The sequence below is a fragment of the Actinosynnema sp. CS-041913 genome (assembly GCF_050942485.1).
Classification (GTDB): Bacteria; Actinomycetota; Actinomycetes; order Mycobacteriales; family Pseudonocardiaceae; genus Actinosynnema.
This window is the reverse complement of sequence record NZ_CP192037.1, coordinates 3,225,612-3,240,912: the sequence shown is the minus strand read 5'-3', so window position 1 is coordinate 3,240,912 and position 15,301 is coordinate 3,225,612. Positions and strand designations below refer to the sequence as shown.

The window sequence follows — 15,301 nt, the reverse complement described above, 5'->3', positions numbered from 1 at the left end:
GCGACCACAGTGCGGCCGGCGCGCGGCCGACGGGGAAAACCCGGATGAACCCGGATGAACGCGACTCGCTCCCGCCGGCGGCGCCCGGTCCCTACGATTCGGTGCGTGCCGGTTCCCGATCCCGAACGCGCCCGCTCGCTGGACGAGTTCATCGCCCAGCTCCGGCTGCTCAAGGCGTGGGCGGGCAACCCGTCGGTCACCGCCGTCACCAAGCGCGTCCACGAGCAGTGGCACGCCGCCGGACGGCCGCGCGGCGAATGGCCCGGCCGGGCGACCGTGGGCGACTGCTTCCGCGTCGGCCGCCGCCGGCCGAACGCCGAACTGCTGGTGGCGATCGTGCGCGCGCTGGTGGACGACCCGGAGGAGGTCGCCCGGTGGGAGCGGGTGCTCGGCCGCATCCAGGGCGGGCGCGAGGCGGCGGGCCACGTGAGCGTCCAGGGCCGGCTGCCCGACGACCTCGCGGTGTTCACCGACCGCGCGGCCACGCCCGCCGTGCACGGGTCCGCCGGCGGCGACCCGGTGTCGGTGTTCACCGGGATGGCGGGCGTGGGCAAGACCGCGCTCGCGGTCCGGGTCGGGCACCGCCTCCTGGCCCGCGACCCGGAGCGCACCGTGCTGTTCGCGAACCTGCGCGGATTCGACCCGGAGGGGCCGCCCGCCGACCCGGCGGCGGTGCTGGAGGCGTTCCTGCGGCTGCTGGGCGTCCCCGGCGACCGGGTGCCGCGCACGCTCGACGGGCGGGTCGAGCTGTACCGGCGGAAGCTGGCCGCCACCAAGGCCCTGGTCGTGCTGGACAACGCGCGGGACGAGGCCCAGGTCGAGCCGCTGCTACCGGGCTCGCCGACCTGCCTGACGCTGATCACCAGCCGGACCGCGCCGGCCGGGCCGGGCGGCGTGACCACCGTGCCGCTGCCGCTGTTCACGCCGGCCGAAGCGCTGGACCTGTTGCGCCGCACGGCGGGCGCGGACCGGGTCGACGCCGACCCGGCGGTCGTGGCGCGGATCGCCGACCTGCTCGGCCACCTGCCGCTGGCGCTGTCGGTCATCGGCAGGCACCTGCGCGACCACCCGGACTGGACGCCCGCCGACTACCTGCCGCCGCTGACCGCGCTCGCGCTGGAGGGCGGGGTGCGCGCGGCGCTCGCGCTGTCCTACGAGAGCCTGCCCGCCGACCTGCGCCGCCTGCTGCGGCTGCTCGCCCGCCAGCCCGGCCCGGACATCGGGGCGCCCGCCGCCGCGGCGCTGGCCGGCGAGGACGTCGACACCACCCAGGAGGGGCTGCGCAAGCTGGCCGACGCGCACCTGGTCGAGTGCCCGACGCCGGGCAGGCACGGCTTCCACGACCTGGTGCGGGCCTACGCGGTCGAACGGTCCCGGCTCGACGATCCCCCGACCCGCACGCGGGAAGCCCTGACCCGGCTCGCCGACCACTACCGGCACGGCGTCGCCACGGCGATGGACGCGCTGTACCCGTACGAGAAGCACCGCCGCCCCGAAGTGCCGCCGGCGGGACGGTTCGAGCCGTTGACCGCCGCGGCGGCCCGCGCGTGGCTGGACGAGGAGGAGACGAACCTGCTGGCCGTGGCCGACGACCCGGACAACCCCCGGCACACCGCGGACCTCTCGACGCTGCTGTGGCGGCACCTGCACAACACCGCCCGCAGCTCGGTCGCCCTGGCGTTCCACGAACGCGCCCTGACCGCGACCCGTGCGCTCGGCGACCGGGCGGGCGAGGGCCACACGCACAACCACCTCGGCGCGACGCACTGGCGGCAGGGTCGTTTCCCGGAGGCCCTCGACCACTACCGCCAGGCCCTCGCCATCGCCCGCGAACTCGGCGACCGCGCCGTGCAGGGCCGCGTGCTGAACAACATCGGCATCATCCACGAGCGGCAGGGCAGGCTGTCCGTGGCGCTGGACCACTACCACCGGGCGCTCGCCGTGGCCGGCGAGGTGGGCGACCGGGCGAGTCGGTCCCGGACGCTGAACAACATCGGCAACGTCCAGTGGGGCCTGGGCCGCCACGGCGAGGCGCTGGCGAGCCACCAGGAGGCCCTGGCGATCGCGCGCGACCTGGGCGACCGGGTGAACGAGAGCATGGCGCTCAACAACATCGGCAACGTCCACCGCTGCCGGGGCGACCACGTCCAAGCGCTGGAGCACTTCGAGCGGTCCCTCGCGGTGGCCCGCGAGTCGGGCACCTCGGACGAGGTCGGCCACGGCATGACCAACCTCGCCCTGGCCTGCTTCCGGCTGGGCAGGCAGCGGGAGGCGACCACGCTGCTGGCGGAGGCGCTGACGATCGCCCGTGAGGCGGACAACCGCCTCAACGAGGGCTACGCGCTGACCTGCCTCGGCGTCGTGCACCACGGGCGGGGCCGGCACGCCGAGGCGATCCGGCACCACCGGCGGGCGATCGCCATCGCGGAGGAGGCGGGCGACCACACCGTGCGGCTGCTCGCCCTCAACAACCTGGGCGAGGCGTTGTGCGGCGCGATGGAGCCGGCGGAGGCGATCGACGTCCACCGGTCGGCGCTGCTGCTCGCCGAGGACGCCGGCGACAGCTACGAACGCGCCCGCGCCCTCACCGGCCTGGGCGACGCCCACCAGGCGGCCGGCGACCCGGTGCGGGCCGCCGAGCACTGGCGGCGCGCCGTCGTGCTGTACGAGGACATGGGCCTGCCCGACGCCTCACAGCTCCGCGCCCGGCTCGAACCCACGCGCACCTGACCCCTCCCAGAAGTCCGGGTCCTCGGTCACCGACCGCAACGGGGTCAGCGTCGGGTACCCGTCGGCGAGCAGCGCGGCGTCGCTGCCCGGCGGCAACTGCCCTCCGACGACCACGGAGACCAGGCTGATCGAGCCGTCGTCGGTCTCCTTGACCCGGCTGCGGACCGCGCCGAACTCGGCCAGCGCCGCCCGGCGCGGCGCACCCGCCTCCGCCCGGTTGGGCACGTTGAGGTTGAGCGTCGAGCCCGGTGGCAGGGCCGCGAGCCGGTCGAACAGGCCGACCGCCACCTCGACCGCGGTCGACCAGTGGTGCTCCACGTCCGGTTCCAGGCCCACGTCGAGGGACACCGCCATGGACCGCGCGCCGTTGATGGACGCGGTCAGCGCCGCGCCGACCGTGCCGGAGTGCAGGACCGCGCGGCCGACGTTCGCGCCCCGGTTCACGCCGGACAGCACGATGTCCGGGGCCTCGCCGAACGCCCCTTGGGACGCCACCAGCGCGATGAGCGCCGGGTGCGCGGAGACCGCGTAGCCGGGCACGTCGGACAGCCCCGGGAGGTCCCGGCGCTCGATCTCCACCCGCCGCTCGTCCCCGGCGGCGGTCAGGCCGGCGCTGGTGCCGCTGGACTCCCGCGCGGGCGCGGCCACCACCGCCGTCCACCCGTACTCCGCCGCCCCGCGGGCCAGGGCGGTCAGCCCCGGCGAGTCGATACCGTCGTCGTTGGTGATGAGCACCCTCACCGGTCGTCCTCCCACCGCTTGAGCCGCACCCGTCCGACCAGTTCGCGCACCACGTCGCCGCTGCCCGAACCGAGACCGTGCCGCATGACGTTGACCGCGCCCGCCGCCGCGCCGAGCTTCAGCGACTCCTCGATCGACTGCCCCTGCGCGAGCCCGGCGGCCAGCCCGGCGGTCATCGAGTCGCCGCCGCCACGCGTGTCCACCGTGCTCAGCCGGGGCACTTCCACGAGGTGGAAGTCCCCGTCGAGCAACGCCAGGGTCTCCTCGGCGGCGCGGGACACCACGACGCAGCGGGCGCCCGAGGAGGCCAACTTCTCGCACGCCACCGCCAGGTCGGGCAGCGAGTCGGACTTGGCCAGGCCGTCCGACACCAGTTCCTCGTGGCTGACCTTGACCACCATCGGGCCGCCTTCGAGCGCGGCGGCGAGCCGCCCGCCGGACAGGTCCACGACGACCGCGCAACCGTTCGCGCCGAGGTCCGTGGCGAGCCGTTCGTAGACCGAGTCCGGCACCGGCTCGTCGTCCTCCGCGGGCCCGCTCAGCACGGCCACCCCCGCGCCGAGCGCTTCGACCAGCGTCATCTCGTACAGGTCGTCCAACTCGTGCCGGGACAACGGGTCGGCGGGCATCACCACGACCGGATCGCGCACACCGTCCCGCCGGTCGTGCACGTAGGCCCCGTTGCGGGCGGAGACGTCCCGGGCCTTCAACGCCACCCCGATCAGGTGCCGCAGCACCTGCCCGGTCTCACCGCCGAGGGCCGCGCACAACACCACCTCCACCCCCAGGGATTCGATCATCTGCGACTGCCACACCCCTTGACCACCCGCGTGGATGTGGATGTCGGGCTCGCCGTCGAGCACCTCCACCGTCACCGTCAACTGCGGAGACGGCGCGAACACCGCCACTCGACCTGTCGTCATGTGAATGCTTTACCCGTTTTGCCCGATCCCAAGCTCATCCCGGATCTCCCCGCCGCTTGCGGTGCGCCACCCACGCGAGGTCGACGACCAGGCCGAGGGCGATCACGCAGAGGATCACCGCCAGCACCGTGAACCCGGCCCGGAACAGCAGGATCGCGGCCCCGGCGTTGAAGACGACACCGAAGCCGGCCAGCCAGAGCCGCAACGTCAGCGCGCTGCGGGGCGGTGCGGGCGGCGGCAGTTCCTCGTCCATGTGTCCGGGATTCCCCGAACCGGCACACGCACTCCCGCTCGACGCGGTAGGCCGCCGGGATGAGGCCGCCTCATCCCGGCGTCTGACGACGGTTGATCCCTCCGCGCACCATGATCGCCCCGACCGGGCGAGCGAGGGGACGGTATGAGACGAGTTGTGGTGTTGGCGGTGGCAACGGCCCTCGTGGCTGTTCCGGGCGTTGCGCAGGCGGGAAAGGGCGCAGTTCCGGACACCGCGCAAGCGGCACAAGACGCTGTTCCGGACACCGCGCAGGCGGCACAAGACGCTGTTCCGGACATCGCGCAGGCGGAACGGGGGCCAGCCTGGCGGGTGTGCGGCGAACGGGGCGCCGAGTGCGCGTCGGTCCAGGTGCCGCTGGACTGGGCCCGGCCGGGCGGCGCGCGGATCACGCTGGCGGTGACCAGGGTGAAGGCCGCCGATCCGGCCCGTCGCATCGGCGTGCTGTTCGTCAACCCCGGCGGACCGGGCGGACCGGCGGTGCCGTTGGTGCGGGACTACGCGGCCGAGGTGTTCCCGGCCGACCTGCGCGACAGGTTCGACATCGTCGGCGTCGACCCGCGCGGGGTCGGGGAAAGCCGCCCCGCCATCACGTGCCCGAAACCACCGGTGGACCCGAAGGTCACGCAGTTCCCACGCACACCCAGGGAGTACCGGCGGCTGGTCGACCACAACCGCGAGGTGGCGGAGAGCTGCCGGCAGGCCACGGGCCCGCTGATCGACCACGTGGACACCATCAGCGCGGCCCGCGACTTCGACGCCGTGCGCGTGGCCCTGGGTGCGGACGAGGTGAGCTGGCTGGGCCTGTCCTACGGCACGCTGCTGGGCGCGACCTACGCCAAGCTCTTCCCGAACCGGGTGCGCGCGGCCGTGTTCGACGGGGCCGTGGACCACACGATCGGCTCCCGGCGGATGGCCGTCGACGAGGCGAGGAGCACGGAAGACGTCTTCACCAGGTTCGCCGGGTGGTGCGCCGCCGAACCGTCCTGCGCGATGCACGACCGGGACGTGCGCGCCGAGTACCGCGCGCTGCTGGACCGTGCCGACCGACACCCCATCCCGGCCGAAGGCGTGCCGGACGGCGTCACCGCCGAACAGATCGGCTACGGCGTCTACTCGCTGCTGTACATCACCGGCAACTGGCCGCACCTGGCCCGAGGCCTCAGCGCGGCCACCGCCGCGACCCCGGACGCGGCCATGTTCGCCACCCCGTCCACCGACGCCGCGTACCGGGTGATCGCCTGCCACGACTTCCCCAGCGACGTGCGCGACTTCGCCGACCTGGCGTCCCGCCAACGAGAGGCCCGTCGGATCGCGCCACTCACCCGGGGCCACGTCGAGGCCTGGGACATCCAGGCGGGGTGCGCGGGCTGGCCGATCCGCCCCGCCAACCCGTGGGGCCCGATACGGGTCCGCGACGCGGCGAACATCCTGGTGGTAGGCGGCGAACACGACCCGGCCACCCCACACGAGTGGGCCGTCGGCCTGACCCGCCAAATCGAGGGCGCGCGCCTGCTCACGTGGACCGGTGTGGGCCACACCGCCTACTTCAACGATCCCGAAACGCTGCGGCGCGAAGTGTCACACCTCGTCACCGCCGGCTAGCTGGACGCCGGGAAGGACGGTCCCGGCGAACGTCCGCCTACTGTGGACCTCTGTGGACAGCATTCAGGAACGCCTCTACCCCACGCTGCCGTGCTTCGGCTGCGGCCACGGGAACGCCAACGGACTGCGACTGCGCAGCTACCCCGGTGACAACGGGGTGGTGACCGCGACGTTCAAGCCGTGGCCGGAGCACGACAACGGGTTGGGTTTCCTCAACGGCGGCATCATCTGCACGGTCCTCGACTGCCACAGTGCCGCCGCCGTGATGTCGGAGGCCGACCGCAGGGGGTGGAAGCCACTGGGCGACGCCAAGCTGTGCTACGTGACGGCCGGCCTGGACGTGCGCTACCTGCGTCCGTCACCGCTCAACGACCCGGTGGAGCTGCGGGCGTCGGTGCGGGAGGCGTCCGAGGCCGAGATGACGGTCGACGTCGAACTCGTCTGGGACGGCAAGACCCGGGCGGAGGCGACGGCGCTCTGGAAGCGCTGGCGCCCCCGCACGTGACCACGACCCTGCGTGACCACGAACCTCAGCGCAGGTGCGGCTCCAAGGCGTCGGCGATCGAGGCGGCACTCACCCACCGGTCCTGTTCCCGCACGGCCAGCTCGACGGTGGCCAGCGGCGGACCCGTGAGCACGATGTCCGGGCCGGCCGGGTAGATCCGCAGGACCGAGGCGCCGGGGCGCAACGGGACGACCGCCGCCGCTCCCGCCGCCGTGCAGGCGATGGCCATGACCTGGTGGTCGTCCTCCAGGGAATCGACGCGCACCTGGTCGACCGCGGCCTCGACGCCCTTGTCGGCCAGCCGGGCGAGCACGGCGTCGGCGAGCCCGTCGCTGATCGAGATCAGCCGGGCACGCCGCAGGATGTCCACGTAGCGGGCGGGTGGCGGGTGGTCGACTCCCCGGTCGTCGCGGGCGGCCGGGGCGGTGGCGTCCAGCTCGGCGAAACGGGTGCGTGCTTCCTGCTCGACGCGCGCGGGGTCGACGGTCTTCGCCACGGTCGGGGTGCTCCTGCCTGGTGGTGCTAGGGGGTGACGACAGACCATACGTCGTGAGACCGCAAAAATGCGGACACGGCGTGGGCAGATCACACTTGCACCCGGTACCGGGGTACCGGCTTACCGTCGTGTCATGAGCACCGAAGCCTGGGCGCCGCGGGCGTGCACACTGCCGACTGCCGAACGCCCGTTCCGAGAGGCGGAGTTCGCCGAGCTGCTCGCCGCGGCGCGCGGCGTGGAGCGTACGGGACCGACGGCGTTGCGGCTGACGCTGGAACCCGTGGCGGACGTGGCGGCCAAGGCGGCGGACCTGGTGACGCGGGAGACGGCCTGCTGCTCGTTCTTCACGTTCGCGCTGGTAGCGAACGGTGACGGGCTGCGGTTGGAGATCACGGTCCCGGAGGCGCACGCGGAAGTGCTGGACGGGTTGGCCGCGGGGCGCTCGACGTGACCGGGCTGCGCAGCGGGCGGCTGGCGGACGCGGCCGGGGTGAACCGGCAGACGCTGCGCTACTACGAGCGCCGTGGCCTGCTGGCCGAGCCGGAGCGGACGCCGGGCGGGCACCGGGTGTACCCGCCGGAGGCGGTCACGGTGCTGCGGGTGATCAAAGCCGCGCAACGGCTCGGGTTCACGCTGGAGGAGGTCGCCGAGTTACTGGCGGTGCACCGCGGCCAACCCCGGCTGCACGCCCGAGCGGCGCGGAAACTGGCCGACATTGAGGCGAGGATCGCCGATCTGAACGTCGTCCGGGACACCTTGCGCAACGCCGTCGACGCGGGCTGCGACGACCTGATCGCCTGCTCCCACGCGCCGTCGTGCCCGATCCCGTTCACCGACGCACGACCCGCCGAAGCACGACCCACCGAAGCACGACCCACCGATGCACGACCCACCGACGCACGACCCACCGATGCACGACCCACCGACGCAGGCACGGCCGAGCCCCGCACGGCAGGCTAACGTCACGATCATGACCGTTGCCCGATCCCTGGTCCTGTTCGCGCTGGCGGCCTTGGCGGAGATCGGCGGCGCGTGGCTGGTCTGGCAGGGCGTGCGGGAACACCGGGGCCTGCTCTGGATCGCGGCCGGCGTCGTGTCCCTGGGCGCGTACGGCTTCGTGGCCACCCTGCAACCCGACGCGAACTTCGGCCGCATCCTGGCCGCGTACGGCGGGGTGTTCGTCGCCGGCTCCCTGGCCTGGGGCATGGCAGTCGACGAGTTCCACCCCGACCGCTGGGACTACCTCGGCGCCGTGATCTGCCTGATCGGCGTCGCGGTGATCATGTACGCGCCACGCGGCTAGGGGACGCCGCTACGCCGTCCGGTTGCGGCGCAAAGCCACTCCCAGACCGATCATGGCCAGCCCCAGGAACAGGTGCAGCCAGTTGTCCGCGGTGTTCAGCGGCACGAAATTGGCGGCGCTGTCGAAATCGATGATCAGCCCGTAGAGCCACAGCGCCAGGTAGATCACGCCACCCCCGATCAGGAACGCGGCGGCGCCGGCGGCGGTGCGGGCCATCAGCAGGCCCACCAGGCCGAACAGCAGGTGGACGATGTTGTGCAGGATCGACACGTGGAACACGCCCAGCAGCATCGCGGTGGACTCGTGACCGCCGAACGTCATCCCGTCGTAGTGGCTGGTCACCCCTGGGATGAAGCCGAGTATCCCGACCAACAGGAATACCGCGGCGACCGCCGTGGCCGCCTTCCGCAGCGGGCCCGCGTCCTGGACACGTCCCACATTCGCGTTCGCCATGGTCTGCTCCTCTCGTTTGCATCACACTTTCCGCCGCCGGTTTCCGATCAGCCCGTCAGGCGCGGCGAATTCCCTCTTCCGGGGTATTGAGTGGCGCACCGTCACCGCGCGCCGTCACCGCAGGAGGCGTCAGCCGGTGACCGTGCGGACGAGCAGGAACAGGTTGAGCGCCGAGATCACCGCCGCGCCCGCCGCGCCGAACCACGTCGTGGCCCGCCGGTTGACCGAATCGCCCATGACGTCCGCCCGCCGGCCGAGCAGCACCAGCGGCACGAGGGCGAACGGGATGCCGAACGACAGCACGACCTGGCTGAGCACCAGTGCCTTCGTCGGGTCGACGCCGGACGCCAGCACGGCCAGCGCCGGAGCCATCGTCAGCAGCCTGCGCAGCGCGAGCGGGATGCGGCGGCGCAGGAACCCCTCCATCACGACCTGCCCCGAGTAGGTGCCGACGCTGGACGCGGCGAGGCCGGACGCGAGCAGCGCGAGGGCGAACGCCAGCGCGGCGCCGGGACCGAGCAGGTCGCCCAGACCGGTGTGCATGTCCTCCAGCGACTCCCTCGGCGAGCCGGTCGAGTGGAACGCCCCGGCGGCCACGACCAGCATGCTCACGTTGACCAGCCCGGCGACGCCCAGCGCGACGACGATGTCCGCGCGGCAGCCGCGCAGGGTCCGGCCGCGCACCGCCGGGTCCGCGCGGTGGTGGTGCTGGGTGAGCGCCGAGTGCAGGTAGATCACGTGCGGCATGACCGTCGCGCCGAGCATCCCGGTGGCCAGCAGCACGCTGTCCGCGCCGGCGAAGCCCGGCACCAGGCCCTCCGCCGCGCCGGTCGGCGGACCCAGCCGCAGCGCCTGGTAGAGGAAGCCGCCGAGCACGACCGCCAGCAGACCGATGATCACCGACTCGAACCTGCGGCGGCGCAGCGGCGCGAGCGCGAGGATGCCGGCCGACACCGCGGCGGTGATCAGCGCGGCGGGCAGCAGCGGCACCCCGAACAGCAGGTTCAGCGCCACCGCCGCGCCGACGAACTCCGCCAGGTCGGTCGCCATCGCGACCAGTTCGGCCTGCGCCCACAGCAGCCCCGTCACCGGGCGCGGGTAGTGCTCCCGGCACAGCTCCGGCAGGTTGCGGCCGGTCACCACGCCCAGCTTCGCCGACTGGTACTGGATGAACATCGCCAGCAGGCTCGCCCCGACGATCACCCACAGCAGCAGATAGCCGTGGCTCGCGCCGCCCGCCATGTTGGTCGCGAAGTTGCCGGGGTCGACGTACGCGACCGCCACCACGAACGCCGGGCCCATCACCACGGCCGCCGAGCGCAGCCTGGTCACCACCGGCACACCGGCCATCCGACCGTCCTTCCCGTGCTGGGACGCGTGCCGCCCGGCCCGGGCGGCACGCGTCGGTGGGTGGGTCAGGTGAGCTTGCGGATGGCCTTCTCGATCAGCCCGAGGTTGGTCGGGCTGGTCGCGTACAGCAGCGGGTCGGGCGCGGGCGCGGAAGCCTTGTCCCCCAGTGGTTCCGGGTCGGTGACGTAGGAGAACTCGCGCATCCCGTCCGGCGTGGGCCCGGCCGCCCACCGGCCCTCCTGCCCGGCCGGGCCGTCGGAGTTGTGCCAGATCGTGCCCGCGTGCTCCTGGTGCTCCTCGTCGAACAGCGCACTGGGTGAGATCGGCCCTTCCAGGCCGTCCTCCTGCAACTCCTCGATCGCCGCCAGCCACATGTTCTGGTGGGCGGTGTCGCGGGCCAGGTTGAACCTGAGCATGTCCCGCACGCCCGGGTCGTCGGTCATGTTGTAGAGCCGGGCGGTCTGGAGCCTGCCCTGCGCCTCGGCCGCGACGTTGGCCCGGAAGTCGGCCATCAGGTTGCCGCTGGCGACGATGTACCGCCCGTTCCACGGCACCCCGTTGCTGTCGGACAGCGTCGGCCCGCCGCCGCTCACGATCGCCTGCTGCGGGTCCATGCCGCCGATCACCGCGGCCACCACCGGGTCGTCGGCGACCGCCTTGGCCGTCACGTCCGCCGGCGCCCCTTCGAGCAGCCGGGCGACCATGGTCGCGAGCATCTCGACGTGGCCGATCTCCTCGGTGGCCACGTCCATGATCAGGTCCTTGTACTTGCCCTCCATCCGGCAGTTCCACCCCTGGAACAGGTACTGCATGGTCACGGTCATCTCGCCGAACGCGCCGCCGATGAGCTCTTGCAGCTTGCGTGCGTAGTGCGCGTCGGGCTGGGCGGGCTTCGCCTCGAACTGGAGCCTGCTGGTGTGCAGGAACATGTCGGCCTCCTCGCTGCGGGTGATCCGAAGCTAGGCAGCTTGCGTGACCGGGTCGGCACGACGGCGTCACCGCCGCGTCACCGCCGCAGGACAAGTCGAGGGGAATTCCCCGGCCGGTGGTGTGCCCGGCCGATCCGGCGGGCACCCGAGCGTTCCGATACACCGACGAACCGATGGGTCGCCCGATGACAGAAACCCCCCTGCCGGCCCGCACCCTGCGCCTGCTCGACGGGTTCGGCCTGGACGACGGCCGGCTGCACGTGATACCCGCCGCCCGCAGGTTGTTGGCGCTGCTGGCGATCCGGGAGTCGGCGGTGAGCAGGGCGACGGCGGCGGCGCTGCTGTGGCCGGAGGCGACGACGCGCCGGGCGGCGGCCTCGCTGCGGTCGACCCTGTGGCGGCTGGCCAAACCCACCGGCGGACTGGTCCAGGCCGCGGACGACGTGTTACGGCTGCGTCCGGGCGTCGAAGTGGACTTCCACCTGGCGCGTCAGCTCGCGACGACGGTCGCCGCACCGGACCGCGTCCCGGACGCCCACGCGCTCAGCCTGCTCAAGGCCGAGCTGCTGCCCGACTGGGACCAGCCGTGGCTGACCGCCGAGCAGGACTGGTGGCACGAGGCCCGGCTGCGCGCCCTGGAGACGCTGAGCTGCCGCTTCCGGTCCACCGGCGACCGCCACCGCGCGCACCAGGCGGCGTCGGCGGCCGTGCAGAGCGACCCGCTGCGGGAGAGCGCCCACCGGATGCTGGTCGAACTGCACCTCGCCGACGGCAACCCGGCCCAGGCCGTGCGGCAGTACGCCGAGTACCGCCACCGGCTGCGCGCCGAACTGGGGCTCGCCCCGTCGCCGGAGATCCACCGGCTGGTCCGCCCGCTGCTGGACCGGCGACCGTGACGGGCCTCGGCGCGGCCCTCGCCGGCACCGGACTGGTCTGGCTGGCCGGGCTCGGCGTGTTCAGCCTGGCCTGCAAGCTGTCCGCCACCGAGCCGCGGGGGCCCCGCGACACCCGCCGCATCGCCGCCTGGCAGCGCCGTTGTCCCTGGGTGACGGCCGTCTGCGTCATGCTCATCGCGGCCGGCGTCGGGCTCCTGGCGATGACCTCGGGCTGACCGTCGGCAACTCGCCAACAGTGTCCATTATGGACTTACTACGTCCACAGTGGACGGATACGCACGGTGATCACTGCGGATCCGTTGTTGACGGATGAGCGAATGTGTGCACGTGGACGATATCGGTCAGGACGCTTAGTCTCGCGATCATCCGCGCCACTCGGGGACAGTGGCGCGTCGGAGATGATTCACGGGGGGTTCGACATGTCTCCTGATCTGGTTTTGCCCTGTGCCAGAAGAGCTTGCACGCGGGTGACGCACAGCGGCGTCACGCGTGTGGTGAACGACGAAGCCGAGATCTCAGCGTTAGAGCGCGAGCTGGCACGGGGCGCGCGGAACGAATACCGGCGGTTATCGGTGGGGCTTCCGGCGGCCCGGAACGACGACAACGCCCTGATCGGCGTGCGGCGTCGGGTGATCTGCGGCACGCCAGTGGTCGAGGCGGACACCCTTGTCGCACAGGCTATGGCGGGCGGCGACGAGGTGCGGGTGATCGCCGGCCCGCCGCCGGCGGAGCTGCTGGTCGTGGACGACGCGGCCGTGGTCCGGCTGGAACCGGCCGGTGCGCTGGTCGTCCGGGCGTCGACGGTGGTGTCGCTGCTGGCGGACTACTTCGAGCGGTTGTGGGCCGGCGCGGTGCCGCTGCGTGACGACGACCTCCCGCCGGGTGGCGGGCTTTCCGCTGTGCAGCGGCGGATCCTGCGGCTCGCGGCCGAAGGGTGCAAGGACGACACCATCGCCCGGTTGCTCGGGCTCAGCTCGCGCTCCGTGCGGCGGCACATGGAGAAGCTGGCCGCGCGGGCGGGCGCCAGCAACCGGCTCACCCTCGGTGTAGCGGCGGCCCGCCTCGGCTGGCTCTGACTCGGAGGGCCGTCCCGGGCGCTGGGGTTCGCCCGGAACGGCACACGCCATTGTGCGGAACCAGCCCCTCCTCCGCAGTGGACGGCGATCATCGTTGCCCGAAGAGGCATCGCCACCTCGGGCGACGGCGCTTGTCTTTGCCCGAAAGGACATCGTCGGCGCTCGGGCTGCCCGGAAACTTTTCGACGTCGCGTCGGGACGGCGTTTGTCGTTGTCCCGCAGCGGTCCTCAGCGAGTGGCCGGTTCCGGTCGCTGTCCGCTTTGCCCTCCCCGGGGCGCCGACGGCGTGGCGATGATCCTCGGTGTGGCGGGAATCCCGCCGCTCCTCGGCCGGCGACGCCGGCGACCGCTCCGCGATCAGGCGCACCGACACAGGGGGTTGTGCGCACGTGCCCGGCCGGACGGTGAGGAGGGATCGACACGAGGAGTGAGATGAGCCGGATGACGGCAAGTCGGCGACTCGGCCTGGTGGCCGTGACGACGCTGACCTTGGGGGGAACTCTCGGCGCGCTGGCCCAGCCCGCCGCCGCGGCACCCGCGAGCGACCCCGTCCTGTACTGGAACGACGTCCTGCTGGAGACCTACAGAACCGTAGGCGGAGCACCGGGTCCGCTGGCCAGAAGCGGCGCGATGATGCACGTCGCGATCTACGACGCGGTCAACTCGATCACCACCGTCGGGCAGCCCTACGTGTACCAGGCGGCGGCTCCGACCGCCTCGGTGCGGCACGCGGTCGCGCACGCCGCGCACGACGCGCTGATCGCCGCGTTCCCCGGGCAGGACTTCGCCGACGAACTCGCCGGCGCGCTCGCCGGAGCCGGTCCGGACACCGGCGACGGGACCGGCCTGGGCAAGGCCGCCGCGGCGGCGATCGTCGCCAACCGGACCAACGACGGTTCGGCGGACAACACCCCGTACCCGATCAACAACGCGCCCGGCCACTGGCGGCCCACCGGGTCCGGCGACGCGGCCACGCCGAACTGGGGCAAGGTCAAGCCCTTCACCGCGACCACGGGCGCGCAGTTCCGGCCGCAGAACCCCGCGAACCACCCGACCATGTCGGCGCTGCTGGCCAGCCCCGAGTACGCCGCCCAGGTCAACGAGGTGAAGTCGCTGGGCAGCGTCACGTCCACCACCCGCACCGCCGAGCAGACCCAGATCGCGCACTTCTGGGCCAACGACCTGGACGGCACCTACAAGCCGCCGGGCCAGCTCTACACGCACACCCAGATCGTCGCCGGGCAGCGCGGGCTGGGCACGCCCGAGAAGGCGCGGCTGTTCGCCCTGGTCGGGTTGGCCATGGGTGACGCGGGCATCGTGGCCTGGGACCGCAAGTTCCAGACCGACATCGACCTGTGGCGGCCCGAGTCGGCGATCCAGTTGGCCGACACGGACGGCAACGCCGCGACCGACGCGGACCCGAACTGGCGCCCGCTGTCCACGTTCCGCGACGGGACGCCGTTCTCGCCGCCGTTCCCGGCCTACACCTCCGGGCACGCCACGTTCGGCGGCGCGTGGGCCGGCGCGATGAAGTCCTACTTCGGCACGGACAACATCAGCTTCACGGCGACCTCCGAGGACCCGTTCGCGACCGGCGTGACCCGCTCGTTCACCAGCTTCAGCGCGGCAGGCGCCGAGAACGCCCGCAGCCGCATCTACCTCGGCGTGCACTACCAGTTCGACGCGGAGTACGGCGTGGCCTCGGGCACCGCGATGGCGGAGCGCGCCGGCACGCACTACCTCCGGGCGGCGGGCGCGACGGCCCCGGCGGTGGTCGGTTGCTCGTTCGGCGACGTGTACAAGACGTTCGACAACGGCCAGTTGAAGGACTACCACGTGTCCCCGAACCGGGACACGGCGCTGGCGGTCCACTACGGCAGCAGTGACGGCAAGGCCCAGTACGTCACCATCGACAGCGGCTTCCTGAAGGGCCTGAAGGGCTGGATCGACAGCGCCTGCGTGCGGCTCAGCTCCTGACGCGGGGGTGACGGACCTTCCTGCCGCCTGACGGCGGGGGTGGCGG

At 72.8% G+C, this 15,301-nt stretch carries 17 protein-coding genes; 10 read left to right on the top strand and 7 right to left on the bottom strand.

Annotated features, from left to right (window positions below; all coding sequences use genetic code 11):
• Nucleotides 1–105: 105 nt before the first annotated feature.
• A complete protein-coding gene (locus tag ACQPZF_RS15550; RefSeq protein WP_433272142.1) occupies nt 106–2,730 on the top strand; it encodes a tetratricopeptide repeat protein in 2,625 nt (874 codons plus the stop codon).
• Here ACQPZF_RS15550 and surE read toward each other — a convergent pair.
• From surE to ACQPZF_RS15535, 3 genes are read right to left on the bottom strand one after another with little or no spacing between them, the layout of a single operon-like run.
• The gene (surE, locus tag ACQPZF_RS15545) at nt 2,692–3,471 is read right to left on the bottom strand and encodes a 5'/3'-nucleotidase SurE (RefSeq protein WP_433272141.1); all 780 of its coding nucleotides are present in this window, start codon (nt 3,469–3,471) and stop codon (nt 2,692–2,694) included. The genes ACQPZF_RS15550 and surE overlap by 39 nt on opposite strands.
• Nucleotides 3,468–4,394 (bottom strand): 1-phosphofructokinase family hexose kinase, encoded by a 927-nt coding sequence (locus ACQPZF_RS15540; protein WP_433272140.1) that lies wholly within the window; start codon nt 4,392–4,394, stop codon nt 3,468–3,470. The genes surE and ACQPZF_RS15540 overlap by 4 nt, the downstream gene beginning before the upstream one ends.
• A gap of 34 nt (nt 4,395–4,428) precedes the next feature.
• The gene (locus ACQPZF_RS15535) at nt 4,429–4,647 is read right to left on the bottom strand and encodes a DUF6343 family protein (RefSeq protein ID WP_433272139.1); all 219 of its coding nucleotides are present in this window, start codon (nt 4,645–4,647) and stop codon (nt 4,429–4,431) included.
• Nucleotides 4,648–4,791: 144 nt separating this feature from the next.
• Between ACQPZF_RS15535 and ACQPZF_RS15530 the strand changes: the two genes are divergently transcribed.
• Both ACQPZF_RS15530 and ACQPZF_RS15525 read left to right on the top strand, forming a co-directional pair.
• On the top strand, nt 4,792–6,270 hold the full coding sequence (locus tag ACQPZF_RS15530; protein WP_433272138.1) for an alpha/beta hydrolase: 1,479 nt from the start codon (nt 4,792–4,794) through the stop codon (nt 6,268–6,270).
• 52 nt (nt 6,271–6,322) lie between these two features.
• Nucleotides 6,323–6,775, top strand: a complete 453-nt coding sequence (locus tag ACQPZF_RS15525) for a PaaI family thioesterase (RefSeq protein WP_433272137.1) — start codon at nt 6,323–6,325, stop codon at nt 6,773–6,775.
• Between the two features lie 25 nt (nt 6,776–6,800).
• Here ACQPZF_RS15525 and ACQPZF_RS15520 read toward each other — a convergent pair whose 3' ends face one another.
• Nucleotides 6,801–7,271, bottom strand: coding sequence for a hypothetical protein (locus tag ACQPZF_RS15520; RefSeq protein WP_433272136.1), 471 nt, complete (start codon nt 7,269–7,271; stop codon nt 6,801–6,803).
• Between the two features lie 133 nt (nt 7,272–7,404).
• Between ACQPZF_RS15520 and ACQPZF_RS15515 the strand changes: the two genes are divergently transcribed.
• The 3 genes from ACQPZF_RS15515 to ACQPZF_RS15505 are packed head-to-tail and all read left to right on the top strand — an operon-like array spanning nt 7,405 to nt 8,574.
• Nucleotides 7,405–7,722, top strand: a complete 318-nt coding sequence (locus ACQPZF_RS15515; RefSeq protein WP_433272135.1) for a hypothetical protein — start codon at nt 7,405–7,407, stop codon at nt 7,720–7,722.
• Nucleotides 7,719–8,231: a MerR family transcriptional regulator gene (locus tag ACQPZF_RS15510; RefSeq protein ID WP_433272134.1), complete on the top strand. Its 513-nt coding sequence runs from the start codon at nt 7,719–7,721 to the stop codon at nt 8,229–8,231. Before ACQPZF_RS15515 ends, ACQPZF_RS15510 begins: the two co-directional genes overlap by 4 nt.
• Before the next feature lie 10 nt (nt 8,232–8,241).
• Complete coding sequence (locus ACQPZF_RS15505) at nt 8,242–8,574, top strand: YnfA family protein (RefSeq protein ID WP_433272133.1); 333 nt, start codon at nt 8,242–8,244, stop codon at nt 8,572–8,574.
• Nucleotides 8,575–8,583: 9 nt separating this feature from the next.
• Here the strand turns inward: ACQPZF_RS15505 and ACQPZF_RS15500 are convergent, their stop codons facing one another.
• From ACQPZF_RS15500 to ACQPZF_RS15490, 3 genes are all read right to left on the bottom strand, one after another.
• Nucleotides 8,584–9,027: a DUF4383 domain-containing protein gene (locus ACQPZF_RS15500; protein WP_433272132.1), complete on the bottom strand. Its 444-nt coding sequence runs from the start codon at nt 9,025–9,027 to the stop codon at nt 8,584–8,586.
• A gap of 129 nt (nt 9,028–9,156) precedes the next feature.
• Nucleotides 9,157–10,377 carry an Nramp family divalent metal transporter gene (locus ACQPZF_RS15495; protein WP_433272131.1) on the bottom strand — a complete coding sequence of 407 codons (1,221 nt, stop codon included), beginning with the start codon at nt 10,375–10,377 and terminating at the stop codon, nt 9,157–9,159.
• Nucleotides 10,378–10,442: 65 nt separating this feature from the next.
• Entirely contained in the window at nt 10,443–11,306 is an 864-nt protein-coding gene (locus ACQPZF_RS15490; protein ID WP_433272129.1) for a manganese catalase family protein, read from the bottom strand.
• Between the two features lie 185 nt (nt 11,307–11,491).
• On the opposite strand from ACQPZF_RS15490, the gene ACQPZF_RS15485 reads away from it, so the two are divergent.
• The 4 genes from ACQPZF_RS15485 (at nt 11,492) to ACQPZF_RS15470 (ending at nt 15,255) form a co-directional block, all read left to right on the top strand.
• Complete coding sequence (locus tag ACQPZF_RS15485; protein ID WP_433272128.1) at nt 11,492–12,202, top strand: AfsR/SARP family transcriptional regulator; 711 nt, start codon at nt 11,492–11,494, stop codon at nt 12,200–12,202.
• Nucleotides 12,199–12,417 (top strand): hypothetical protein, encoded by a 219-nt coding sequence (locus ACQPZF_RS15480; RefSeq protein ID WP_433272127.1) that lies wholly within the window; start codon nt 12,199–12,201, stop codon nt 12,415–12,417. Before ACQPZF_RS15485 ends, ACQPZF_RS15480 begins: the two co-directional genes overlap by 4 nt.
• 357 nt (nt 12,418–12,774) lie before the next feature.
• Nucleotides 12,775–13,278 carry a response regulator transcription factor gene (locus ACQPZF_RS15475; RefSeq protein ID WP_433272126.1) on the top strand — a complete coding sequence of 168 codons (504 nt, stop codon included), beginning with the start codon at nt 12,775–12,777 and terminating at the stop codon, nt 13,276–13,278.
• 441 nt (nt 13,279–13,719) lie between these two features.
• A complete protein-coding gene (locus ACQPZF_RS15470; protein ID WP_433272124.1) occupies nt 13,720–15,255 on the top strand; it encodes a vanadium-dependent haloperoxidase in 1,536 nt (511 codons plus the stop codon).
• Nucleotides 15,256–15,301: the final 46 nt, after the last annotated feature.

What these genes read in the sequence shown, in the direction of transcription:
- ACQPZF_RS15540 (WP_433272140.1), bottom strand. Translation starts at nt 4,394, where the DNA reads ATGACGACAGGTCGAGTGGCGGTGTTCGCGCCGTCTCCGCAGTTGACG.
- ACQPZF_RS15535 (WP_433272139.1), bottom strand. Translation starts at nt 4,647, where the DNA reads ATGGACGAGGAACTGCCGCCGCCCGCACCGCCCCGCAGCGCGCTGACG.
- ACQPZF_RS15530 (WP_433272138.1), top strand. Translation starts at nt 4,792, where the DNA reads ATGAGACGAGTTGTGGTGTTGGCGGTGGCAACGGCCCTCGTGGCTGTT.
- ACQPZF_RS15515 (WP_433272135.1), top strand. Translation starts at nt 7,405, where the DNA reads ATGAGCACCGAAGCCTGGGCGCCGCGGGCGTGCACACTGCCGACTGCC.
- ACQPZF_RS15505 (WP_433272133.1), top strand. Translation starts at nt 8,242, where the DNA reads ATGACCGTTGCCCGATCCCTGGTCCTGTTCGCGCTGGCGGCCTTGGCG.
- ACQPZF_RS15500 (WP_433272132.1), bottom strand. Translation starts at nt 9,027, where the DNA reads ATGGCGAACGCGAATGTGGGACGTGTCCAGGACGCGGGCCCGCTGCGG.
- ACQPZF_RS15495 (WP_433272131.1), bottom strand. Translation starts at nt 10,377, where the DNA reads ATGGCCGGTGTGCCGGTGGTGACCAGGCTGCGCTCGGCGGCCGTGGTG.
- ACQPZF_RS15490 (WP_433272129.1), bottom strand. Translation starts at nt 11,306, where the DNA reads ATGTTCCTGCACACCAGCAGGCTCCAGTTCGAGGCGAAGCCCGCCCAG.
- ACQPZF_RS15485 (WP_433272128.1), top strand. Translation starts at nt 11,492, where the DNA reads ATGACAGAAACCCCCCTGCCGGCCCGCACCCTGCGCCTGCTCGACGGG.
- ACQPZF_RS15470 (WP_433272124.1), top strand. Translation starts at nt 13,720, where the DNA reads ATGACGGCAAGTCGGCGACTCGGCCTGGTGGCCGTGACGACGCTGACC.